Origin of the sequence: Streptomyces sp. SN-593 (assembly GCF_016756395.1) — a bacterium.
Classification (GTDB): Bacteria; Actinomycetota; Actinomycetes; order Streptomycetales; family Streptomycetaceae; genus Actinacidiphila; species Actinacidiphila reveromycinica.
Genome location: NZ_AP018365.1, coordinates 5,046,222 through 5,068,838, shown reverse-complemented (window position 1 = coordinate 5,068,838; position 22,617 = coordinate 5,046,222). Strand labels below are relative to the sequence as shown.

Sequence of the window (22,617 nt, the reverse complement as noted above, 5' to 3'; positions counted from 1 at the left end):
TCGCCCCCGGGCCCCTCCGGCCGGGTCCCGGCGCCGGCGTCCGGCCCGGAACCCTGGCCGGGGACGCGGCCGTCGCTTGGCTTGTGCGTGATGCTCACGGTTCAGACCCCTGGGGTGAAGCCGGTGGACCAGATCTGCATCTGGTAGGTGATGTGGTCCCACACGCCGGTGACGAGCAGCACCCCGACGGCCACGAGCATGCCACCGCCGATCCGCATGACCCACGCGTAGTGCCGCTTGACCCACCCGAAGGCGCCCAGCGTACGGCGGAAGGCCACCGCGGCCACCACGAAGGGCACCCCGAGCCCGAGGCAGTAGAACGCCATCAGCAGCGCGCCGCGCCCCGCGCTGGCGTTGCTGAAGGCCAGCGACTGCACCGCGCCGAGCGTCGGCCCGACGCAGGGCGTCCAGCCGAGCCCGAACATGGCGCCGATCAGCGGCGCCCCGGCCAGCCCGACCCCGGGCCGGTAGTGGAAGCGGAACTCGCGCTGGGTGATGCCGCCGATCAGCCCCATGAAGGCGAGCCCGAGCACGATGGTGAGCGACCCGAAGACGCGCACCAGCACCTGCCGGTGCGCGAAGAGCTCGGCGCCGAAGTTGCCGAACAGGGCGCCGCCGGAGACGAACACCGCGCTGAAGCCGAGCACGAACAGCAGCGACCCGGCGAGCATCCGCCCGCGCCGGGCGTCGGCGAGGTCGCTGCCGGTGACCCCGGTCACGTAGGAGAGGTAGCCGGGCACGAGCGGCAGGACGCACGGCGAGGCGAAGGAGACCAGCCCGGCGAGCATCGCGACCGGGATGGCCGCCACGAGCGCGCCGGACGTCACCGTGTCCGCGCTGCCGGCCAGCAGGTAGGTGCCGTCCGCCACGTCACTTCTCCGCGGCGATGGGGTCCACCAGCTTGTGGAGCTGGTCCTCGGTGAGGGCGGCCAGCGCCCGGCCCGCGACCCGGCCCTGCCGGTCTATCACCAGCGTGGCCGGCAGGCTCTGCGGGTTGAGGCTGCCCTTGGGGAACTTCAGGATCAGCTTGCCGTACGGGTCGTACAGGCTCGGGTAGGTGATGCCGAAGCGCTTGTCGAACCGGGCGGCGTTGGAGCGGTTGAGGTCACGCGTGTTGATGCCGAGGAACTGGACGCCCTTGCCGGCCTCGGCCGCGGAGACCTTGGCCAGGTTCGGTGCCTCGGCCCGGCAGGGCGCGCACCACGATCCCCAGATGTTGACGACGACGACCTTGCCCTTGTAGTCGGCGAGGCTGGTCTTGCCGCCGGCCACGGTCTCGCCGGACAGCGCCGGCGCGGCCTTGCGCTGGGCGGCCTTGACCACGGTGATGTTGCCGTTGCCACTGACGAAGTTGGAGTTGCCGGCGCCGGAGGACGACGAGGACGAACTGCACGCGGCGAGTGTCAGCGCCAGCGCGACGGCTCCGGCCGGCACGACGGCACGACGGAGCAGGTGGCGTCCGAGGGCGCGCGGAGAACTCATGTGAAAAGTTTCGCATGGGCCTCCGCACGATCTTCCCCACCCCCCACCGGCAACCCCAAAGACGGCAATTGCCCCAAGTAAGGATGCGAGGGGTCAGGTCGCCGACGGCACCGGGGCCGCCGCGCCGGCCGCCGGGGCGGCCCCGGTCGCGTCGGAGGCCGGCACCTGTCCGGTGAACCGCTTCCAGCCGCCGACCGGCTGCTGGCCGACCTCCAGTTCGCGCAGCCTGGCCAGCATCGCGGGGTCCTGGGCGTCGAGCCAGTCGCTGAGCTGCTGGAAGGAGACCAGCCGCACGTCCTTGTAGCCGAGCGAGGCGATGTGCTGGAACGCGCCCTCGACGGCGTCCATGTAGATGCCGCCGTTCCAGTCCTCGAAGTGGTTGCCGATGTAGAAGGGCGCGCGGTTGGTCTCGTAGGCCCGCTGGAAGCCGGCGATGTACGAGGCGGTCGCCTGGCTGCGCCAGTACGGGTAGTTGCGCGGGTCGGACTTGGTGGCGGCGTGGGACTGGTTGGCGAGCATGTTGTAGTCCATCGACAGCACCTCGAAGGTGTGCCCGGGGAACGGGATGAGCTGGAGCGGGAAGTTCCACAGGCCCTGCATCTTGTCCGGCCAGGTCTGGTTGCCGCCGGGGTTGCTGGTGTCGTACCGCCAGCCGAGCGCGGCCGCGGTCGGCAGCAGGTTGTCCTGGCCGAGCAGGCAGGGGGTGCGGCCGCCCACGAGGGTCTTCGCGTAGTCGAACGGCAGCGGCTCGTCGTCGTGCCAGCCGGTGTTCGTCTTCCACTGGGTGACGAACGCCACGGCCTGGTCGATCTCGCTCTTCCAGTCCGCCGGGGTCCAGCGGCCGACGCTGCCGGCGCCGGCGCAGAAGTGGCCGTTGAAGTGGGTGGCGATCTCGTGGCCCGCTGTCCACGCCTGCCGCAGGTTGTCCAGGGTCATCCTGATGTGGTCGTCGGCGAGGTAGCCGATGTCGGAGGCGCCCAGCGGGCTGTTGGGCGGCGCGTACTGGAGCTTCCTGGACTCCGGCAGCAGGTAGAGGCCGGAGAGGTTGAAGGTCATCTTGGCGCCGTGGTCGTCGGCGAGCTTGCGGAAGCGGGGGAAGAGGCCGTTGCCGATCTCGCCGGCGCCGTCCCAGGAGAAGACCACGAACTGCGGGGGCGTCTGGCCCGGTTCGAGCCGGTCCACCACGGGCTGGCCGGGCTGCGGTCCGGTGTCGGCGGTGGAGCCGTCGCCGATCAGCCGCACGGTGGTGGACGGCGCCCTCGCCCCGCTCGCGCCGGAGTGCTCGCCCGTCCTGCGGGCACTCGGCGCGGCTCCCGAGTGGCTCCCGTCGCTGGCTCCGCAGCCCGCCACGGCGACACCCGCGGCGGCTCCGGCGGTGGTGGTCAACAGGGCCCTTCGGGTCATGGCGCTCATGCAAATCCCCGTCTCTCGGCGTCTGCGTCCTCGTTGCCCCTCACCACTTCCGCGCGGTCGTGGCGAAAACAGGGACTCGCCGAGAGAGAGGGCACTTATGGACTAATAAGATCACCTTAAAAGAGGCTCGGAGCTGGCATATGCGCGCACGGGTGCCGTAGTGAAGGGGTGCGGAAGACGGCCGGGCGGCCCGCGCCGGGGGCGCCGCCGCCGACCGGGCACTACGCGCCGACGGACCCCCGGACCGGCTTCGCGCCGGCCCGCAGCTTCGCCGGGACCAGGTCGATCGCCGGCTCGCTGTAGCCGACGGAGACGATGTCGTCGCCCTGGAAGGTGAAGCTGGTCACGCTGGCGAGCGTGCACTGCCGCTTGCGCGGGTCGTGCCACAGCCGGCGCTTCTCCGCGTAGGAGCGCACGATCCAGATCGGCAACTGGTGGCTGACGCACACCGCCTCGTGGCCGCGCGCCGCGTCGCGCGCCGCGCCCAGCGCGGCCATCATCCGCACCACCTGGTCGACGTACGGCTCGCCCCAGCTCGGCCGGAACGGGTTGGTGAGGTGCTTCCAGTTCGCCGGGCGGCTCAGCGCCCCGTCGCCGACGCCGAAGGTCTTGCCCTCGAAGATGTTCGCCGCCTCGATCAGCCGCGGGTCGGTCGCCAGGTCCAGGGAGTGCGCCTTCGCGATCGGGGTCGCGGTCTCCTGGGCCCGCTCCAGCGGGGAGGCGACGACGTGGCGGATGTCACGCCCCGCCAGGTGCTCCGCGACCCGCTCGGCCATCTGCCGGCCGAGGTCGGACAGGTGGTAGCCGGGCCGGCGCCCGTACAGCACCCCCTCGGGGTTGTGCACCTCGCCGTGGCGCATCAGGTGCACGACGGTCAGATCGTTCTGTTCGGCGCTCATGCGTGGGCCTCCGCTGCGGCACGTGCGGCGGCGGGCAGCGCGGCGGCGATCCGCTGCACCGCCTGCTCGTCGTGTGCGGTCGACACGAACCAGGACTCGAACGCGGACGGCGGCAGGTAGACGCCCTGCGCCAGCATCGCGTGGAAGAAAGCGGTGAAACGGTACGCCTCCTGCTGCTTCGCGTCCGCGAAGTCGCGTACCTCGGCGTCGGTGAAGAAGACGGAGAACATGCTGCCCGCGGTCTGCACCCGGTGCGCGACGCCCTCCTTGTCCAGCGCGGCGCTCACCAGCCCGCGGATCTGCGCGGAGACCGCGTCGAGCCGGGCGTAGGCGGCCGCGTCCAGCAGCCGCAACTGGGCCAGGCCGGCGGCGGTGGCGACCGGGTTACCGGACAGGGTGCCGGCCTGGTAGACCGGCCCGGCCGGGGCGAGCGCGGCCATCACGTCCGCGCGGCCGCCGAACGCCGCGGTCGGGAAACCGCCGCCCATCACCTTGCCGAAGGTCATCAGGTCAGGCCGCACCCCGTCGAGGCCGTACCAGCCGGCGGCGCTGACCCGGAAGCCGGTCATCACCTCGTCGGAGACGTAGAGGGCGCCCTCGGCGGTGCACAGCTCCCGCAGCGCGGCGTTGAAGCCGTCCCGCGGCGGCACGACGCCCATGTTGCCGGGCGACGCCTCGGTGATCACGCAGGCGATCTCGCCCGGGTGGGCGGCGAACGCGGCCCGTACGGCCTCGATGTCGTTGTACGGCAGCACGAGGGTCTCGCCGGCCTGCGCGCCCGTCACCCCGGGGGTGTCCGGCAACCCGAACGTGGCAACCCCGGAACCGGCGGCCGCCAGCAGGGCGTCCACATGACCGTGGTAGCAGCCGGCGAACTTCACCACCTTCGCGCGGCCGGTGAACCCGCGGGCCAGCCGGATCGCCGACATCGTGGCCTCGGTGCCCGACGACACCAGGCGCACCTGCTCCAGCGGTTCCACCCGCGCCACCATCGCCTCGGCGAGCGCGACCTCGCCCTCCGTGGGCGTGCCGAAGGAGGTGCCCGCCGCCACGGCCGCCTGCACCGCGGCGATCACCTCGGGGTGCGCGTGGCCGAGAATCATCGGCCCCCACGAGCACACGAGGTCGACGTACTCGCGCCCGTCGGCGTCGGTCAGATACGGGCCCGCACCGGAGACCATGAACCGGGGGGTGCCGCCCACCGCGCGGAACGCCCGCACCGGGGAGTTCACGCCACCTGGCGTCACGGCCGCCGCGCGGTCGAAGAGTTCCTGGGACACTGGTGCTTCGTACGGATAGCTCACAGGCACATGCTCTCAAACGACGGGCGTTGCGCCGCAACGTCTCGACCTCGCATCTGAGACGATGATCGGGTTGCATGGTTGGGTCGACGGATGGTCGGGTAGTGGAATGCAGCAGCGCGGTGGTGAACCGGGCGACGTGCCGGGCGATCGCGAGCCTGAAAACCCCCGTCCCACCGGCCGGCGACGCCGGCCCGCCGATCGCGCACCGCAGGAGAACACCGGCTCCGGAGCCGACCGTCCGGAGCAGCGACCGACCGCAGAGGGCAGGAGCAGGGGTGGCCGAGTGGGGGTGACCTACAAGTACTTCGGCGCGCCCGACGGGGCCACGGCGGCCCGCGTCCCCATCTCCATGCGCCCGGAGGAACTCGGGGGGGACGAACTCGGTCAGGGCATGTACACCAAGGTCAAGCCGGAGACGATGGCCGCGATGGTGCTCACCGGCATCGAGGGCATACCGCCGTCGAAGGTCCCGCCGCTCGAACTCGTCGTGCTGCACCCGGACTACGCCGTCGTCCGGCTGCCCGCGTCCGTGGTGGACCCGCTGCGCACCGCCAACGAGGAGTCGCTGGGCGCGGCCGCCTTCATCTGGTCCACGGTGCCCGACCGGCGCGGCCCGCGGGACGCGTTCGTGATCTACCAGATGCTCCACGAGTGGCAGGACTTCGCCCGCCGCTGCGAGGAATCCGGCCACCAGCTCTACTGCCTGGTCTGGCCGTGAGCCCGGCGCCGGCCCGCCGGACGCCGGCCGGCTCCGCCGCCCGCTTCACCCCCTTCGCCCGCTTTTGCCTCTGGCGGATCGGCGCAACGGCCGGGACACGCACAACTCCCCTTCTCTGACGGGGAGAAAGCGGGACGTCCCGGGGCGCACCGGCCTTCCCGGCGGCCGCGGGCGTACGGCGGTTCCCGGCGGCCGCGGCGCCCCGCGCAGCGGGCCGGCCAGGGGTCAGCCGTAGCGCGAAGAACACCTCGGCCGCCGCGTCCACCTCCGACGGGTCCGCACCGGTGGCCAGTTCCCACAGCAGGCCGCGGCTGGTGCCCAGCCACAGCATCGCCTCGGCCCGGGCCCGGTCGGCCGGCACGCCCACCGCCCCTACCAGCGGGAGCAGTTCGGCGATCCACGGCTCGCGGGTCCCGTCCACCCCGGGCCGGCGCGACCGCAGCGCGAAGCCGAGGCGGTACAGCGGCCACATGCGCGGCTCGGCGAGGTGGCGCCACATCCGGCGCATGGTCGAGACGGGGTCGCCGCCCTGCGCGCGGAAGGCGGCCAGGTGCGCCCGCTCGCGCCGCTCGCACTGCTCGTGCACCGCCGCCAGCAGCCCCTCGCGCGACCCGAAGTGGTACAGCAGCAGCGAGTGCCCCACCCCGATCGCGCCGGCGAGCGCGCGCAGGCTCCCGTCCAGCCCGTCCCGGCCCTCGTCGCCCAGCAGGTGGTCCAGGACGGCGCCGGCCAACTCGTCCTTCGCGCTCACGCCCTCACCCTACGGGGCCCACGGCTACAGTGGAGCGAGCGGTTTGACCAGACGGTCAAACGGTTGAACGGCCGGACCCCGGGAGGCGGGCATGCGGTACGAGTCGCGGCTACGGGTGGCGGCGCCGGCGCGGACGGTGTGGGAACTGCTGGCCGACCCCGGCGGCTGGCCGGGGTGGACCCCCACGGTCACGGCGGCCGAGGTGAAAGGACCGGGCCCTGTCGGCGGGTTCGGCACCGGCAGCGCGGTCACCCTCACCCAGCCGGGCCGCCGCCCCACCACCTACACCGTCGACGCCTTCGAGCCCGGCCGCCGCTTCCGCTGGAGCCGTACGGCCGCCGGCGTGCGGCAGTGGGCCGACCACGTCGTCCGGCCCGAGGGCGCCGACCGCTGCGAGGTCGTCCTCACCTTCGCGATGGAGGGTCCCGTCGGCGCGCTCCTCGGCCGGCTCGGCGCGGGCACCGTACGGCGCATGGTCGACACCGAGGGCGCGTCCCTGAAGGCCCGCGCGGAGGACACCGCGGCGCGGACGTGACCGCCGCCGCCCGGGGGGAGGTCCGGGCGGCGGCGGTCACGGGATGCGTGTCCTCAGCCGGTCACCAGGCCGAGGGGGCGGGCGGCGGGACCACCGCCGGCCGGTCGTCGCAGGTGATCGTGTTGGGCAGTTCCCACGGGGCCAGCCAGTCCCCGGTGGTGCCCCCGCCGGTGTTCCCGCCGAGGTCGGTGAGCGTGAACTCCGAGCCGGCGGGCGTGAAGTCGAACGCACCGCAGTTGTTGACGCCGACCGCGCCCACGTTGCGGGCGCGCACGTCCTGGAAGGTCGCGCCGCCGGCGGCCCGCGCGCTCACCACCGACGTGCCGGTGCCGTCCACCCTGATGTCCTTGAAGTGCACGCCGGTGATCGAGTAGAGGTCCTTCACCGGGTAGTCGCTCACCAGCATGATCGCGTTGTAGGTGTTGTCGAGGAAGTCGTCCCCGGTCACCTCGATGTCGGCGCTGATGCTCCGCTCCAGCGCGTAGAACCAGATCGCGCCGATCCCGATGTTCCAGTTCAGGTCGTACGTCCCCGCCCGCACCGTGGTGTTGCCGGTGATCGACAGGTGCCCGGTGAACGCCTCGGCGCCGAAGCGGGAACCGACCTGGATGCCGCTGCCCTCGCGGATCGGGTCGGCGACCAGGTTGCCGGAGACGGTGTTGTCGGTGCCGCCGTAGAGCGCGATGCCGTTGGCGAGCACGGGCGTCTGCACGGTGTTGTGGTCGAAGGTGTCGCGGGCGTCCTCGACCTGGTCCGACCACATCGCCAGCCCGTCGTCACCGGTGTTGCGGACGAAGTTGTCCCGCACCACCGAATCCGTCACGCCCGTGTGGAAGTTGATCCCGTCCGCGGTCTGGTCCACGATCTCGTTGCCGGTGATCGTGAGGTCGTGCATCGGGCCGTCCAGCCACATGCCGGCCTTGGTGTGCTGGATGTACAGGCCCGAGATGCTGGAGTCGCTGAGCGCGCCGCCGATCCCGTTGACCTGGTCGGTGTCCACCCGGTCCCGGACGTCGCCCTCGATCGCGAAGCCGGACAGGTGGACGTCGCTGCTGCCGCCGTCCGCCGCGTCCTTGCCGTAGAAGCCGACACCGGTGTGGGCCGGGCCGCCGGACGCCGACGCGTCCAGCGTGGTCTGGTGGCCCTTGATGACCGTGTACCAGTTGCCGGCGCCCTCGATCGTGATGTCGTCCACCACGATGTGGCGGTTCACCTGGAAGGTGCCCGGGGGGATGTAGACCTTCAGGTGGGCGCGCCGGGCGAAGGCGATCGCCTTGTCGAGGGCGGGCGCGGAGTCCCTGCGGCCGGTCGGGTCGGCGCCGAAGGCCAGCACGTCCACCGCGCGCAGGTCCACCTTCGGCGCGGCCACCACCTGGGAGTCCAGCAGGTCGACCGTGGTGGCCGCGGCGCCCTTCGGCACCGTGAGCCGGACCTTCTCCCCGGCCTGGTAGGTGCGGCCAAGCAGCAGCCGCTGCTCGTCGTAGAAGTGGTTGGGGCGGAACGGCTTGCTGACCACCGGCGCCGGGGTGGTCTGGTCCGGCACGCACGCGCACTCGGTGATCCACTGGTCGGGGGCGAGCAGGTCCGCGTCGGGGTCGTTGGAGAACGGGTACTGGTTGTACAGCCACGCGAACTGCGAGGTGAGCGTCATCGTCCTGCGGCCCTGGACGGCGCCACCGCTCTTCGCCGCGAGCGTCACGTCCAGCGGCGAGGTGATGCCGCCGCCGGCCGGCGCGTCCGGGATGCTGTAGCGGACGTTGATCGCGTTGGCCGCGCTCGGCAGGGTGAACTCGACGTACTGGCCGGGTTCCAGGGTGACCGCGCTGCGGCCGGACGCCTCGGCGGGCAGGGTGTAGGCGGCCGTGCTCGGGCCGATCACCGTGCCGTCGGTGGCGGCGTCCTCGGCCTCCTGCTCGGCGAACCCGGGGTCCGCGCCCCGGCCCGCGACGAGCGACGGATCGAGGGCGGCACGGGTGACGGACGCGGCCGTGCCCGCGCCCTGCTGCCCGCCGGGGCGTCCGGCGCCGACGGCGTACGCGGGCGCGCCCGCCAGCACGCCGAGGCCGACCGCCGCCGCGGTCACCGCGGCGAGGGCGGCCGCCGCTCTTCGTCCGGGTCTGCCGGGCCCACTTGCCACCGCGCCGGTGCTGCTCCGTGACATCGCTAGCTCGTTTCTCTCGGTGTCTGTCGAGGGCTGAACGGTGAGGTGACAGTAGGGCGGCCCGATCCACCGCCACAAGATTCCTGCACAGCTATTTCTCATAAATGGCGAACACGTACGCCTGGATGTTGAGTTCTTGCGGCGCACGTTGAAGTCATTGCGGCCGGACGCCCGTGGCGGAGGAGGCGGGAGGGACGCCGGGGGCGCTCCCCGGGAGGGTTCCGGGCTGCTGCTGGGAGGTGCGCGGGGCAGGCGGGGCGCGGGGGTCGGGACATGACAGATGCCCTCCCCGCCTCCGGACGTCCGGCTCTGCCGACGGCACCCCGGCGGACGGGAACCCGGGTCATGGCAACCACCGGGGCACTCCCGCGGACCGACACCGGACCGGCCCCGCGGCACCGCGCCCCCGCCGGCGCGCACACAGCCCGCGCGCCGCTGATGTGCGTGACGACGGTCGCCCCGGCTCGCCTTCGACCAGCGGGTGACACTGCGGGCGCTCGACGCGGCCGCGTGAGGGACCCGGGACGGCCCGGGACGGCCCCACCTATGCTGATCAGGAAGGAGCCGGGCGGGCGGGGACCGGACAGGTACGGCCCCCACGCGCCCGGCGCGCCCTCCGGCTTCAGCAGCAGGACCGTCCGAAAGGCAGCGCGACATGACTTCCCGTACCGCAGTGGTCACCGGTGCGAGCAGCGGCATCGGCGCCGCGACCGCCCGCAGGCTCGCCGAGGCCGGCTACCACGTCGCCCTCGCCGCCCGCCGCACCGACCGGCTGACCGCGCTGGCCGAGGAGTTGACCGCCTCCGGCCGCAGCGCCTCCGTCCACGCCCTCGACGTCACCGACCGCGCCGCGGTGGACGCCTTCGCCGCCTCGCTCGACGCCCTCCCCCCGCTGCACGTCCTGGTCAACAACGCGGGCGGCGCGCTCGGCACCGACCCGGTCGCCACCGCCGACCCGGCCGACTGGCGCACCATGTACGAGGTCAACGTGCTCGGCGTGCTCCACGTGACCCAGGCGCTGCTGCCGGCGCTGACCGCCTCCGGCGACGGCACCGTGGTGGTGCTCTCCTCGACCGCCGGGCTGGCCACCTACGAGGGAGGCGGCGGCTACGTGGCGGCGAAGCACGGCGCCCACGTCATCGCCGAGACGCTGCGCCTGGAACTCAACGGCCGGCCGGTGCGGGTGATCGAGATCGCCCCCGGCATGGTGAGGACCGAGGAGTTCTCGCTCACCCGCTTCCGCGGGGACTCCGCCCGCGCCGAGGCCGTCTACGCCGGCGTGGCCGAGCCCCTCACCGCCGACGACGTCGCGGACACCGTCGCCTGGGCCGTCACCCGCCCCGCCCACGTCAACGTCGACCTCCTGGTCCTGCGCCCCCGCGCCCAGGCCAGCAACTCCAAGGTCCACCGCGAACACTGACCCACGCCGCCCACGCCGCCCGGCGCCCCCGGGCGCGGGCGGCACCGGGCACGGGCGGCACCGGGCGGGTCAGCCCTTGACGCAGACGACCTGCTTGAGCTTCGCCACCACCTCGACCAGGTCGCGCTGCTGTTCCATCACCTGCTCGATCGGCTTGTACGCGCCCGGGATCTCGTCCACCACGCCGGAGTCCTTGCGGCACTCCACGCCGCGGGTCTGCTCGGCGAGGTCCCGGACGGTGAAGCGCCTCTTCGCCGCGCTCCGGCTCATCCGGCGGCCCGCGCCGTGGGAGGCGGAGTTGAACGCCGCGCCGTTGCCGAGCCCCCGCACGATGTACGAACCGGTGCCCATGGAGCCGGGGATGATGCCGTACTCGCCGCTCCCCGCGCGGATCGCGCCCTTGCGGGTGACGAGCAGGTCCATCCCGTCGTACCGCTCCTCGGCCACGTAGTTGTGGTGGCAGGAGATGACCTGTTCGAAGGTGGGCCGGGCCTTCTTGAACTCCTTGGCGACCACGCCCTGGAACAGGGCCATCATCACCGCACGGTTGTGCTTGGCGTACTCCTGCGCCCAGAACAGGTCGTTGCGGTAGGCGGCCATCTGCGGGGTGTCGGCGACGAAGACCGCGAGGTCGCGGTCGACCAGGCCCTTGTTGTGCGACAGGCCCTGGGCGACCCCGATGTGGTGCTCGGCGAGTTCCTTGCCGATGTTTCGGGAGCCCGAGTGCAGCATGAGCCACACCGCGTCGGACGTGTCCGTGCACAGTTCGACGAAGTGGTTGCCCGACCCCAGCGTGCCCATCTGCTGGGCCGCGCGCTCGGCGCGGAACTTCACCGCGTCGGCGAGGCCGTCGAAGCGGGACCAGAAGTCGGACCAGCCCGCGGTGCGGAAGCCGTGGACCGAGCGCGGGTCCACCGGGTCCGCGTGCATGCCGCGGCCGACCGGGATGGCCTGCTCGATCTTCGTCCGCAGCCGGGACAGGTCGCCCGGGAGGTCGCCCGCCCGCAGCGAGGTCCTGACCGCGCTCATGCCGCAGCCGATGTCGACGCCGACCGCCGCCGGGCAGACCGCGCCGTGCATCGCGATGACCGAGCCGACCGTCGCGCCCTTGCCGTAGTGCACGTCGGGCATGACCGCGAGGCCCTTGACCCAGGGCAGCGAGGAGACGTTGCGCAACTGCTGGAGGGCGCCGTGCTCGACGGACGCGGGATCGGCCCACATCCGGATCGGTACGTGGACGCCCGGCAGCTCGGTGTACGACATGGATTCCCCCCGATGGCGGTACGGACAGGCGGTGGTGCGGTTCCGGCGCGGATTTCCGTGCGGAGAGCGACACAGGTAATTGAGCGACAATACGAAGAACGGGTTGCGGGCGCGCTCCGCCCGGGTCCGCGAGGACGCGCACGGCAGGGCGGCGGGGCCGTACCGACGGGCTCGCGGGGCCGTCCGGCGCACCGCCCCGACGGGCGGTTTCGGCCCCGGGTGCGATAGACATTGTGTCCAAGGCTCGCTCGTATGCGCCAAGGAATTACCGCGAGGAACGACGAAAGGGGTCCGGCCGGTGCGGTCCACGTTGCCGTCGACACGAAGGCTGCCGCTCGCCGCCGGGGCGGTGCTGACCGCGGTCGCGGTCGCCGTCCTCAGCGCGTGCACCGGAACCGGCTCGTCCGACGGCGCGGACAAGGACGGGAAGACCGGGCTGGTCGGGGGCGACAGCGCCGCCTCGGCACCGCCCGGCAAGTACCAGACCCTGCCGCAGCCGTGCACCTCGGTCGACGCGGACTCGCTGAAGAAGCTGGTCCCGGGCCTGGCGGACTACTCCGGCACCGAGTCCCTGACCTACGACATCGACCGGCTGGTCGGCTGCTCGTGGAAGGCGAAGGCCGCCGACGGCACCACGCGCTCGCTGAACCTGAGCCTGGTCCGCGTGGTGTCCTACAACCCCTCGGTCAGCGACGAGGCGCAGGCCACGACGGACTTCGACAAGAAGGCGCAGGCCGCCTCCATCCCGCTCACCCCGCCCGGCGGTTCGTCGGCGAGCGCGACCCCGACGGCCACGGGCGGCGGTTCCGGCGGGGGCTCCGGCGACGACGCGGACGACGCGGCCTCGGGCTCCGGCACCCCGTCCTCCGGTCCGACCGACGCGGCCGGCTCCGGCGACGGGGAGAACACCGGCACGGACAGCGCCGGCCTCGCCCCGCGCCTGCTGTCGGGTGTGGGGAACGCCGCATTCATCAACGACGTGGCCAAGACACCCGGGAAGGGTTCGAGCCGCACGGTGACGCTGGTCTTCCGCACCGCGAACGTGCTGGCGACCGTCACCTACACGCAGTCGTCGGCCACTGACGCGCAGCCACCGAAGAGCGCTGACCTGCAGAAGGACGCCGAGAAGGTGGCGGGCGACCTCCAGCACAAGGTCGAGGGCTGAACCGCGGCGCGGGCCGGGCCCGCGCCGCGACCCCTTAGGGTGGTGGGCCGAACCGGCCGACCACCCCCGCTGCCGAAGGACCCGAGACCATGGAACGACGCCGACGCCCCTCCAAGCGCCGCCTGGCCGTGCTGCTCGCCGGCGCCGCCGTGCCCGCCCTGCTGGTGGCCGGCTGCTCCTCGGGCTCCGGGGGCTCGTCCGGCTCCGACTCGGACGCGGACGGCGGCAAGGACGGCTCCGCCTCGGCGGCCCCGAGCGCCACCACCACCCCCCCGCTGGCGCCCGCGCGGTTCACGACGCTGCCGTCGCCCTGCTCCACGGTGACGAAGGACACGGTCACCAAGCTGGTGCCGAAGGCCAAGCACAGCGGCGGCACCGCGACGGACACCGCCGACACCGGCGGCTCGCGCAGCGGCTGCTCCTGGACCGGCAACGGCACGGACGGTTTCCAGTACCGCTGGCTGTCGGTCAGCCTGGAGCGGTACGACTCCTCGGCCGCCCTCGGCGCCGCCGACCTCCAGGCGCACCAGCGGTTCACCGACGCGGTCTCCGCGGCCGAGAAGACCGCCGGCACCACCGCCACCGGCGTGACCGGGGTGGGCGACGAGGCCAGGTCGATCAGCGGCTGGACGATCGTGTCGAAGGTCAAGTCGCAGAACGACTCCGTGGTGGTCCGCACCGGCAACGTCGTCGTGCTCGTCGAGTACGACGGCGCCGGGCTGGAGGGCAAGAAGAACCCGAGCGCGAAGACCGTGGACGGCGACGCGCAGCAGGCTGCGAAGGACGTGGTCGCCGCGATCGCCGCCGCCAACGCCTGACGCCACCGCGACGGCGGCCGATACGACGGCGCCGACGACGCCGGTGCCAGCGGCAGCGGCAGCACGCGTAACAACTCGGCCTCACCGGCCCCCTATCCGTACGTTTGTCCGACCGCGAGCGGGCTCGGGGCGTCCACCGGTCCCGCCGACGGCACCCGCATGTGGCACTCTGGGGCGGCCAGTTCACGGGGAGAGGTGCCGAGCAGCAGGAGGGGCCGCGGGTGGCCGCGATACGTTTGACCCGGACTCACCGGATACTGATAGGCATCGTCGTCTCCGGTGCCGTGGTGATCGCCGGGATCGGTTTCGCCGGTTCGTACGCCGCCGTGCGCACGCTCGCCCTGCACAAGGGCTTCGGCTGGTTCGCCAACGTCTTCCCGATCGGCGTGGACGCCGGGATCGTCGTCCTGCTCTCGCTCGACCTGCTGCTGACCTGGCTGCGCATCCCCTTCCCGCTGCTGCGGCAGACCGCCTGGCTGCTCACCGCCGCCACCATCGCCTTCAACGGCGCCGCGGCCTGGCCCGACCCGCTCGGCGTCGGGATGCACGCGATCATCCCGGTGCTGTTCGTGGTGGCGGTCGAGGCTGCCCGGCACGCGATCGGCCGGATCGCCGACATCACCGCCGACCGGCACATGGAGGGCGTGCGCATCACCCGCTGGCTGCTCGCCCCGGTGCCGACCTTCCGGCTGTGGCGGCGGATGAAGCTGTGGGAGCTGCGCTCCTACGAGGAGGTCATCCGGCGCGAGCAGGACCGGCTGGTCTACCGGGCCCGGCTGCGGGCCCGCTACGGCATCGCGTGGCGGCGCCGTGCCCCGGTCGAGGCCATCATGCCGCTGCGGCTGGCCCGTTACGGCGTGCCGCTGTCCGAGACGGCCGGCGCGGGCCTGGAGGCGGCCGGGATCGACGTGATGCCCGCGGCCAAGCAGTTGACGGCCGGGCCGGCGGCGTCCGGGGACGCGGCCGGAGCGGGTGCGCCGGCCCCGGACGGCGGCGCGGCCGACGGCCAGGGCTCCGGCGAACAGGTCCGCGGCGAGCAGGTTCCGGGCGGGCGGACCGCCGGCGGGCAGGGCGCCGCGGAGCAGGCGCCGACCGCGGCAGGCGGGGCAGGCGGGGCAGGCGGAGCCGAACAGGCGGACAGCCCGCCGGCCGACCTCGACGACGACTTCGACCTGGCGCTGGCCCAGGCGCAGGAGTACGAGCGGCAGCTCTACGAGCGCCAACTGCTGGAGCAGCAGATCTCCCAGCAGGGCGACTGGCAGGGCGCGCCGCACCACAGCCCCTGGTTCGCCGCGCAGCGGGCCGCCGCCCAGGGCCACCCCTACCCCGCGCCGTACGGCGAGCCGGGGTACGACCCCCAGCAGGAGTACGCGGCGCAGCAGGCGTTCGCAGCCCAACAGGCGTTCGCAGCCCAACAGGCGTTCGCAGCGCAGCAGGAGTACGCGGCCCAGCAGGGCGCCGGGCCGGAGGGGCCCGGCCAGGACACCTCGGAGCAGGGCCGGGCGCCGGTGGGCGCCCCCGCGACGGACGGTCCGCAGCAGCCGCAGGTGATGGTGCCGAACGGGCCGAACCGCACCCGCCCGCTGGGCAGTGTGGGGACCGACGGCGCCGCGCCCGACGCGGTCGACGGCGCGCAGGGCGCCCCCGGCGGCCTCGCCCTTCCCGGTCAGCGCACCGAGGAGCCCGGTACCGCCGCACAGCAGGCCGCCGCCCCGGCGTCCGGGCCGGCTCCCGGGGCCGAGCCGGAGCCGAACCTCACGACCTACCCGTCGGGCACCCTGCGCCTGCCCGACGACGTGCCGGTCGAGGACGCCTACTTCGCCGCCTACCGGCAGTACGTCCGGGAGCAGGGCACCTTCCCCAACGCCCGCCAGCTCGCCCGGCTGCTGGAGGAGGCGTACGGCGGCACCGCGCCCGAGCAGCGCGAACTGATCGCCGCGCACCGCGAGCTGCGCTACCGCTACACCTCCGAGGCGGAGACCGAGTACATCCCCTGATCCGCTGGACCCGGTGACGTCCCGGTCCGCCCCGCCACGGTCCTCCGCGTCCGGTCCGGACTTCTCCGTCCTCGCCGCCGGGTGCGGCTCAGCCCGGGCCGGTCAGGAAGCACCGCCCAGCAGCGACCGCACCCGGTCCTGGCCGACGGCCAGCAGCAGGGTGGGCAGCCGCGGGCCGGTGTCCCGGCCGACCAGCAGTTCGTACAGCAGCACGAAGAACGACCGCTGGGCCGCCTTGAGTTCGGGGGTCGGCTTCGCGTCGGGCGCGAGTCCGGCCCGGATCTTCGGCACCGCGTAGACCAGCGTGGTCAGGCCGTCCAGCGACCAGTGCTCCTCCAACCCGTCGAGCAGGAGCTTCAGGGCGCCGCTGTCGGCGTCGTCGAGGGCGGCGAGCCGCTCGGTGTCGGGCCGGTCGCGCACCACGGTGCGCTGCTCGGCCGGGACGTAGGTCGAGATCCAGTCCTCGGCGCGGTCCAGCCGGGGCCGCACCTCGGCGAGCGAGGTCAGCGGGTGCTCCGGGTCGAGTTCGGAGAGGATGCGCAGCGTCTGCGCCTCGGCCCCCGCCGTCACGTCGGCGACCGACGCCAGGGTGCGGTAGGGCAGCGGGCGGACGGTGCGCGGGAGCTCGCCGCGGGCGGTGCCGACCGCCCGGCCGTACGCCGCCGCGTCGGCGGGGAGCACGGTGCCGTCGGCGACCTTGCGGGACAGGGAGTCCCACTCGTCGTACAGCCGCTGGATCTCCTGGTCGAAGGCGATCTTGAAGGACTGGTTGGGGCGGCGGCGGGCGTACAGCCAGCGCAGGATCTGCGGCTCCATGATCCTCAGGGCGTCGCCGGGGGTGGGCACCCCGCCCTTGGAGGAGGACATCTTGGCCATGCCGGAGATGCCGACGAACGCGTACATCGGCCCGATCGGCTGCTCGCCGCCGAAGATCGGGCCGACGATCTGGCCGCCGACCTGGAAGGACGAGCCCGGCGAGGAGTGGTCGACACCCGACGGCTCGAAGACCACGCCCTCGTACGCCCAGCGCATCGGCCAGTCGACCTTCCAGACCAGCTTGCCGCGGTTGAACTCGCCGAGCCGGACCGTCTCGCCGTGGCCGCAGGCGCAGGTGTAGGTCAGCTCGGTGCTCGCGTCGTCGTACGCGGTGACGGTGGTGAGGTCCTTGCCGCACCGCGCGCAGTACGGCTTGTACGGGAAGTACTCCGCGCCGGCGCCGCTGCCGTCGTCCTCCTCCGCGGCGCCCGAGCCCTCGGCGGCGGCCAGTTCCGCGTCGTCGACCGGCTTCTGGCCCTGCCTGGCGGCGGGCGCGGGCTTCTTCGTGCGGTACTGGGCGAGGATCGCGTCGATGTCGGCGCGGTGCCGCATGGCGTGCAGCACCTGGTCCCGGTAGGCGCCCGCGGTGTACTGCTCGGTCTGGCTGATCCCGTCGAACTCCACACCGAGGGCGGCGAGGGCGTCGACCATCGCGGACCTGAAGTGCTCGGCCCAGTTCGGGTGCGCGGAGCCGGCGGGGGCGGGCACCGACGTCAGCGGCCGGCCGATGTGCTCGGCCCACGAGTCGTCGACCCCCGGGATGCCCTGGGGCACCTTGCGGTACCGGTCGTAGTCGTCCCAGGAGATCAGGTGGCGCACCTCGATGCCGCGGCGGCGGATCTCGTCGGCCACGAGGTGGGGGGTCATGACCTCGCGCAGGTTCCCCAGGTGGATCGGGCCGGAGGGGCTGAGCCCGGACGCGACGACGACGGGTTTCCCGGGGGCGCGGCGCTCCGACTCGGCGATGACGTCGTCCGCGAAACGGGAGACCCAGTCGGCCTCGGTGCTTGCAGCCACGGTCCTCTTCTTCCTGGGGGTTTTCCGGCGGTCTTCCGCCGGGGTCCGGCCCCGGCGGCCGGGAGCGGCCCGGCACGTTCATTCTCCCAGACCTGGCACACCCGCCCGCCAGCGGAATATCCGCCTGTGGACAACTTCGACGTCGGACCGCCGGCCTGTGGATAACCCGGTGAGGCGGTCGCGGGGCCCGTGGGACAATGGTGCCGCCACGCCACGTGGCACGTCCGACCTCCCGACACACGGAACGGCACCTCCATGGCCTCGGTCCCTTCCCTCTCCGCCTCGCTCCAGCAGCGCGTCTCCGCGGCCCTCGCGTCCGCGGTGCCGTCGGCCGTCGACGCCGACCCGCTGCTGCGACGTAGCGACCGGGCGGACTTCCAGGCGAACGGGGTGCTGGGCCTGGCCAAGCGGACGAAGGCCAACCCGCGGGAGTTGGCCGCGGCCGTGGCCGCCGCGCTGCCCGCGGACGAGGTGGTCGGTTCGGTCGAGGTCTCCGGCCCCGGGTTCCTGAACATCGGCGTGGCCGACTCCGCGATCACCTCGAACCTCGCCCTGCGCGCGGCCGACGACCGGCTCGGCGTGGCCGGCAAGCCCGCCCCCGGCATCACCGTCATCGACTACGCCCAGCCGAACGTGGCGAAGGAGATGCACGTCGGCCACCTGCGGTCCTCCGTGATCGGCGACGCGATCGCGAAGATCCTGGAGTTCGAGGGCGAGCAGGTGGTGCGGCGGCACCACATCGGCGACTGGGGCACCCAGTTCGGCATGATGATCCAGTACCTGCTGGAGCACCCGCACGCGCTGGACCACACCGAGCCCGGCGGCGCCGACGCCGGCGAGGCGTCCATGTCCCGGCTCGACCGGCTGTACAAGGCGGCCCGCGGCCTCTTCGACTCCGACGAGGAGTTCAAGGAGCGCTCAAGGCGCCGGGTGGTCGACCTCCAGGCCGGCGACCCCGGGACGCTGGCGACCTGGCAGCGGTTCGTCGACGAGTCGAAGATCTACTTCTTCTCGGTCTACGACAAGCTGGACATCCCGATCGCCGACGAGGACATCGTCGGCGAGTCGGGGTACAACGACATGCTGGTCGAGACGTGCGAGCTGCTGGAGAAGTCCGGGGTGGCGGTGCGCTCGGAGGGCGCGCTGTGCGTCTTCTTCGACGACATCAAGGGCAAGGACGGCGAGCCGGTCCCGCTGATCGTCCGCAAGTCCGACGGCGGCTTCGGGTACGCGGCCACCGACCTGTCCGCGGTCCGCAACCGCACCCAGGACCTGCACGCCGACACCCTGCTCTACGTGGTGGACGTCCGGCAGTCGCTGCACTTCCGGATGGTCTTCGAGACCGCCCGGCGGGCCGGCTGGCTCACCGACGGGGTGGTGGCGCGCCACCTGCCGTTCGGCACCGTGCTCGGCGCCGACGGCAAGCCGTTCAAGACCCGGGCCGGCGCCAGCGTGAAGCTGGAGGACCTGCTGGACGAGGCGGTCGGGCGGGCCACCGCGGTGGTGCGGGAGAAGGGCGAGAAGATCGGCCTGTCCGAGCGAGAGATCGTGGACAACGGCCGGCAGGTGGGTATCGGCGCGGTCAAGTACGCCGACCTGTCCACGTCGCTGGGCCGGGACTACATCTTCGACCTCGACCGGATGGTCTCGCTCAACGGCGACACCAGCGTCTACCTGCAGTACGCGTACGCCCGGACCCGGTCGATCTTCCGGAAGGCGGGCGCCGACCAGCGTCCCGCCGCCCACCCGGAGCTGGCCCTGGAGCCCGCCGAGCGGGCGCTGGGCCTGCACCTGGACGCGTTCGGGGACGCGCTGGCGGAGGTCGCGGAGAGCTACGAACCGCACCGGCTGGCCTCGTACCTCTTCCAGCTCGCCTCGCTGTTCACCACGTTCTACGAGCAGTGCCCGGTGCTGACCGCGGACGGCGGCCCGGCGCAGGTCGAGAACCGCCTGCTGCTGTGCGAGCTGACCGGCCGCACCCTGGCCAAGGGCCTCGAACTGCTGGGCATCCGCAGCCCCGACCGGCTGTAGCCGGACGTCCGGCCCCCGGCGCGTGCCGGAGGCCGGACGGACGCCTGCCGACGGCCGCGGGCCGGGGACTGCCGGGGACCGGATGCCGCCGGCGGCCGCCGGACCGAGGTGTCGGTGGGCGGCCCTAGAGTCGGCGCATGGCGATGCTTCCGAACCCCCTCCCCCGGCTCACCGACGACCCGAGCGGTGCCGCCCTCGGCCTGCGGCTGCCCCCGGGCCGGCTGGTCGGCGACGGCGACGACGGGGAGCACGAGCCGCTGCTGTGGCAGGCGGACGCCCCGGCCGACGCGGGCAGTTGGGCGCGACTGGCGCCGGCCCGGGCGGTCGGGCTGCTGCCGCTGCTGCTGGAGTGCGGCGAGATACCCGGCCTGGAGGACGTGGCCGACTGGGAGCTGGACCCCGGCGCGATGTCGTACCCGGGCCACCATGACGCCGAGGAGTACCTGGCCGGGGCGTGGCCGCCGGCCGTCGGCGAGGAGGGCGCCGCGGACCCGGGCGGCGACGGCGCGCAGGGGGACGCCGGACTCGCGGACTGGGCCGCCCCGTTCGGCGCCGACTTCCCCGGCCTGGCCCCGGCGCTGCTGACCGCCGCCGACGCCGCCGCCGGGCGCCCGGACGCCGTGGCCGCCGAACTGGCCGCCGCGCTCACCGCCTCCGGCCGCCTCCACGACCCGCGCGCCGCCCTGGTGTACGCCCGCCGCAGCGCCGACATCCCCGCCGCCATCGGCTGGAACGGCCCGGCCAACCACGTGGGCGACGTGGCCCTGCTCTGCGCGGTGCTGCGCTCCTGGGAGGACCGGTTCGGCCTGCGCGTGGTGGCGCTCGGCTTCAGCACGCTGGTCGCCGCGCTGGCCGCCCCGCCCATCACCGTGGAGGAGGCCGAGGCGGTCGCCGCCGAGCACCTGGCCTTCTGCCCGGACACCGTCGAGCAGGGCCCCGACACGCTGCGCGGCTACGCGAAGACGCTGGTGGGCGAGAGGGTCTGGACCTTCTGGTGGGACTGAGCCGGTGGGCCCGGGACAAGGACCAGGACCGGGACCGGGGCCCGGGGCGCGCTCACTTCAGCACGACGACCGTGGACCCGATGACCGTGTTGTTCCAGATCTTCGTCTCGTCGGCGCGGTGCACACGGATCGCGCCGGTGCGCAGCGAGGACGACGGCGCCGTCACCTTGTCGTCGATCGGAGCCGAGAAGGCCACCCAGGTCTCGGCGGTGTACTCGAAGAACACCACGTGTTCGACCTTGACCCCGTCCGAGCCGGTGCCGGTGGCGTTGCGCCCGGTCACGTAGTGCGTGCCGATCTGGGCCGGCACGGTGCCGGGCTGCACCAGGAAGGTGGAGGTCGGTCCGGAGCGCGGCACCACCCACACGCGGTGCTGGGAGACCGAGTAGACGATCCGCTTGCCGGTGTCCGAGTTCGGCGGGACCGGCGGCGGGGTCTGCGGTGCCTGCTTGCTGACGGAAGGGTGCGGGGTGGGCGGCGCCGCGGTCGGCTTGCCGCCCGGGGCGGATCCGCTGGCCTGGACCGCGAGCACCGACACCACGGCCATCGCCCCGGCCGTCAGCCCGCTCACCGCGGCCCACGAGGGTATGCCCCGACTCATCGGACCCCTCCCCTTCCTCAACACGCGCTCGGCGGACGGTCCGGCCGCTGCTCCCCGCGGCCCCGGGCGGCCGCGGGACCGCGGCGGCCGCTACAGCCGCTGCGCGACCTCGGTGGCCCAGTAGGTCAGGATCATGTTCGCACCCGCCCGCCGGATCGACGTCAGCGTCTCCAGGATCGCACGGTCGCGGTCGATCCAGCCCTTCTCGGCAGCGGCCTCGACCATCGCGTACTCACCGGAGATCTGGTACGCCGCCACGGGCACGTCGACGGTGTCCGCGACCTTCCTCAGCACGTCAAGATACGGCAACGCGGGCTTGACCATCACCATGTCGGCGCCCTCGGCGAGGTCGAGCGCCAGCTCGCGCATCGACTCCCGGAAGTTCGCCGGGTCCTGCTGGTAGGTCTTGCGGTCGCCGCGCAGCGAGGAGTTGACCGCCTCGCGGAAGGGGCCGTAGAACGCGGAGGCGTACTTCACGGTGTAGGCGAGGATCGCCACGTCCTGGCGGCCTATCTCGTCCAGTGCGTCGCGGATCACACCGACCTGGCCGTCCATCATGCCGGACGGGCCGACCACGTGGACGCCGGCGTCGGCCTGCACCCGGGCCATCTCGGCGTAGCGCTCCAGGGTCGCGTCGTTGTCGACCCGGCCCTGGTCGTCCAGGACACCGCAGTGGCCGTGGTCGGTGTTCTCGTCCAGGCACAGGTCGGACATCACCACGACCGCGTCACCGACCTCGGCGACGACGTCGCGGATGCCCTGCTGGAGGATGCCGTCCGGGTCGGTGCCGGCGCTGCCCACCGCGTCCTTGGACTCCGGGACGCCGAAGAGCATCAATCCGCCGACTCCGGCCTCCGCCGCCTCGACGGCGGCCTTGCGGAGGGTGTCGCGGGTGTGCTGGACCACGCCCGGCATCGAGGAGATCTCGACGGGCGCGCCGATGCCCTCCCGGATGAACATCGGGAGGATCAGCTCCGCGGGGTCCAGGCGGTTCTCCGCGACCAGGCGGCGCATCGCGGGGGACGTCCGCAGCCGCCTCGGCCGCGCTCCGGGGAACTCGCCGTACCGGCTGCTCATCGGCTGCGCCGCCTTTCTGTGGGGACCAGGGGCCGCTTCCACGGTACGCCCGCCCAGGGGGTGCGGTTGCCGACGATCAGTCGGCGCCGGCGGCCCTGGAAGGGGGGCTCTCCGGCCGGCTCCGGGGCCCGCCCGGACGGGCGGA

18 protein-coding genes are annotated in these 22,617 nt (G+C 73.3%); 8 read left to right on the top strand and 10 right to left on the bottom strand.

The features are described from left to right. Positions 1–101 precede the first annotated feature (101 nt). From RVR_RS21405 to hemL, 5 genes are all read right to left on the bottom strand, one after another. The gene (locus tag RVR_RS21405) at positions 102–869 is read right to left on the bottom strand and encodes a cytochrome c biogenesis CcdA family protein (protein WP_237404886.1); all 768 of its coding nucleotides are present in this window, start codon (positions 867–869) and stop codon (positions 102–104) included. Between the two features lies 1 nt (position 870). Beyond that, a complete protein-coding gene (locus RVR_RS21400; RefSeq protein ID WP_202235390.1) occupies positions 871–1,482 on the bottom strand; it encodes a TlpA family protein disulfide reductase in 612 nt (203 codons plus the stop codon). A gap of 93 nt (positions 1,483–1,575) precedes the next feature. Continuing rightward, positions 1,576–2,895, bottom strand: coding sequence for a polysaccharide deacetylase family protein (locus tag RVR_RS21395; RefSeq protein WP_202235389.1), 1,320 nt, complete (start codon positions 2,893–2,895; stop codon positions 1,576–1,578). Between the two features lie 221 nt (positions 2,896–3,116). After that, positions 3,117–3,794, bottom strand: a complete 678-nt coding sequence (locus tag RVR_RS21390) for a histidine phosphatase family protein (protein WP_202235388.1) — start codon at positions 3,792–3,794, stop codon at positions 3,117–3,119. Beyond that, positions 3,791–5,098 carry a glutamate-1-semialdehyde 2,1-aminomutase gene (gene hemL, locus RVR_RS21385; protein ID WP_202235387.1) on the bottom strand — a complete coding sequence of 436 codons (1,308 nt, stop codon included), beginning with the start codon at positions 5,096–5,098 and terminating at the stop codon, positions 3,791–3,793. Before hemL ends, RVR_RS21390 begins: the two co-directional genes overlap by 4 nt. A 106-nt stretch (positions 5,099–5,204) precedes the next feature. Between hemL and RVR_RS21380 the strand changes: the two genes are divergently transcribed. Together RVR_RS21380 and RVR_RS21375 are read left to right on the top strand one after the other, a co-directional pair. Further along, on the top strand, positions 5,205–5,816 hold the full coding sequence (locus RVR_RS21380; protein WP_237404885.1) for a hypothetical protein: 612 nt from the start codon (positions 5,205–5,207) through the stop codon (positions 5,814–5,816). A gap of 842 nt (positions 5,817–6,658) precedes the next feature. After that, positions 6,659–7,102: an SRPBCC family protein gene (locus RVR_RS21375; protein WP_202235386.1), complete on the top strand. Its 444-nt coding sequence runs from the start codon at positions 6,659–6,661 to the stop codon at positions 7,100–7,102. Between the two features lie 61 nt (positions 7,103–7,163). Here RVR_RS21375 and RVR_RS21370 read toward each other — a convergent pair whose 3' ends face one another. Next, positions 7,164–9,263: a glycosyl hydrolase family 28-related protein gene (locus RVR_RS21370; protein ID WP_202235385.1), complete on the bottom strand. Its 2,100-nt coding sequence runs from the start codon at positions 9,261–9,263 to the stop codon at positions 7,164–7,166. Positions 9,264–9,918: 655 nt separating this feature from the next. Here RVR_RS21370 and RVR_RS21365 point away from each other — a divergent pair. Beyond that, positions 9,919–10,683 carry an SDR family NAD(P)-dependent oxidoreductase gene (locus tag RVR_RS21365; RefSeq protein ID WP_202235384.1) on the top strand — a complete coding sequence of 255 codons (765 nt, stop codon included), beginning with the start codon at positions 9,919–9,921 and terminating at the stop codon, positions 10,681–10,683. 69 nt (positions 10,684–10,752) lie between these two features. On the opposite strand, the gene RVR_RS21360 is transcribed toward RVR_RS21365, so the two are convergent. Continuing rightward, positions 10,753–11,946: an RtcB family protein gene (locus RVR_RS21360; RefSeq protein ID WP_202235383.1), complete on the bottom strand. Its 1,194-nt coding sequence runs from the start codon at positions 11,944–11,946 to the stop codon at positions 10,753–10,755. A 298-nt stretch (positions 11,947–12,244) separates the two neighbouring features. Here RVR_RS21360 and RVR_RS21355 point away from each other — a divergent pair, with 298 nt between their 5' ends. The 3 genes from RVR_RS21355 (at position 12,245) to RVR_RS21345 (ending at position 15,926) form a co-directional block, all read left to right on the top strand. Next, positions 12,245–13,111 carry a hypothetical protein gene (locus tag RVR_RS21355; RefSeq protein WP_202235382.1) on the top strand — a complete coding sequence of 289 codons (867 nt, stop codon included), beginning with the start codon at positions 12,245–12,247 and terminating at the stop codon, positions 13,109–13,111. A gap of 89 nt (positions 13,112–13,200) precedes the next feature. Beyond that, positions 13,201–13,929, top strand: a complete 729-nt coding sequence (locus RVR_RS21350) for a DUF3558 domain-containing protein (protein WP_202235381.1) — start codon at positions 13,201–13,203, stop codon at positions 13,927–13,929. A 221-nt stretch (positions 13,930–14,150) separates the two neighbouring features. Beyond that, positions 14,151–15,926, top strand: coding sequence for a DUF2637 domain-containing protein (locus RVR_RS21345; RefSeq protein WP_202235380.1), 1,776 nt, complete (start codon positions 14,151–14,153; stop codon positions 15,924–15,926). A gap of 102 nt (positions 15,927–16,028) precedes the next feature. On the opposite strand, the gene lysS is transcribed toward RVR_RS21345, so the two are convergent. Then, positions 16,029–17,759, bottom strand: coding sequence for a lysine--tRNA ligase (gene lysS, locus RVR_RS21340; RefSeq protein ID WP_202235379.1), 1,731 nt, complete (start codon positions 17,757–17,759; stop codon positions 16,029–16,031). Between the two features lie 255 nt (positions 17,760–18,014). Here lysS and argS point away from each other — a divergent pair, with 255 nt between their 5' ends. Together argS and RVR_RS21330 are read left to right on the top strand one after the other, a co-directional pair. Further along, the gene (argS, locus tag RVR_RS21335) at positions 18,015–19,790 is read left to right on the top strand and encodes an arginine--tRNA ligase (RefSeq protein WP_202235378.1); all 1,776 of its coding nucleotides are present in this window, start codon (positions 18,015–18,017) and stop codon (positions 19,788–19,790) included. 137 nt (positions 19,791–19,927) lie between these two features. After that, a complete protein-coding gene (locus RVR_RS21330; protein WP_202235377.1) occupies positions 19,928–20,794 on the top strand; it encodes a DUF4253 domain-containing protein in 867 nt (288 codons plus the stop codon). Positions 20,795–20,846: 52 nt separating this feature from the next. On the opposite strand, the gene RVR_RS21325 is transcribed toward RVR_RS21330, so the two are convergent. Together RVR_RS21325 and hemB are read right to left on the bottom strand one after the other, a co-directional pair. Then, positions 20,847–21,395, bottom strand: a complete 549-nt coding sequence (locus RVR_RS21325) for a hypothetical protein (RefSeq protein ID WP_202235376.1) — start codon at positions 21,393–21,395, stop codon at positions 20,847–20,849. Between the two features lie 90 nt (positions 21,396–21,485). Beyond that, positions 21,486–22,472, bottom strand: a complete 987-nt coding sequence (gene hemB / locus RVR_RS21320) for a porphobilinogen synthase (protein WP_202235375.1) — start codon at positions 22,470–22,472, stop codon at positions 21,486–21,488. Between the last annotated feature and the right edge of the window lie 145 nt (positions 22,473–22,617).

Coding starts and splice junctions, on each gene's coding strand:
- RVR_RS21395 (WP_202235389.1), bottom strand. CDS start 2,895: ATGAGCGCCATGACCCGAAGGGCCCTGTTGACCACCACCGCCGGAGCC.
- RVR_RS21325 (WP_202235376.1), bottom strand. CDS start 21,395: ATGAGTCGGGGCATACCCTCGTGGGCCGCGGTGAGCGGGCTGACGGCC.
- argS (WP_202235378.1), top strand. CDS start 18,015: ATGGCCTCGGTCCCTTCCCTCTCCGCCTCGCTCCAGCAGCGCGTCTCC.
- RVR_RS21360 (WP_202235383.1), bottom strand. CDS start 11,946: ATGTCGTACACCGAGCTGCCGGGCGTCCACGTACCGATCCGGATGTGG.
- hemB (WP_202235375.1), bottom strand. CDS start 22,472: ATGAGCAGCCGGTACGGCGAGTTCCCCGGAGCGCGGCCGAGGCGGCTG.
- RVR_RS21370 (WP_202235385.1), bottom strand. CDS start 9,263: ATGTCACGGAGCAGCACCGGCGCGGTGGCAAGTGGGCCCGGCAGACCC.
- RVR_RS21350 (WP_202235381.1), top strand. CDS start 13,201: ATGGAACGACGCCGACGCCCCTCCAAGCGCCGCCTGGCCGTGCTGCTC.
- RVR_RS21365 (WP_202235384.1), top strand. CDS start 9,919: ATGACTTCCCGTACCGCAGTGGTCACCGGTGCGAGCAGCGGCATCGGC.
- RVR_RS21400 (WP_202235390.1), bottom strand. CDS start 1,482: ATGAGTTCTCCGCGCGCCCTCGGACGCCACCTGCTCCGTCGTGCCGTC.
- RVR_RS21390 (WP_202235388.1), bottom strand. CDS start 3,794: ATGAGCGCCGAACAGAACGATCTGACCGTCGTGCACCTGATGCGCCAC.
- RVR_RS21375 (WP_202235386.1), top strand. CDS start 6,659: ATGCGGTACGAGTCGCGGCTACGGGTGGCGGCGCCGGCGCGGACGGTG.
- RVR_RS21380 (WP_237404885.1), top strand. CDS start 5,205: ATGCAGCAGCGCGGTGGTGAACCGGGCGACGTGCCGGGCGATCGCGAG.
- RVR_RS21330 (WP_202235377.1), top strand. CDS start 19,928: ATGGCGATGCTTCCGAACCCCCTCCCCCGGCTCACCGACGACCCGAGC.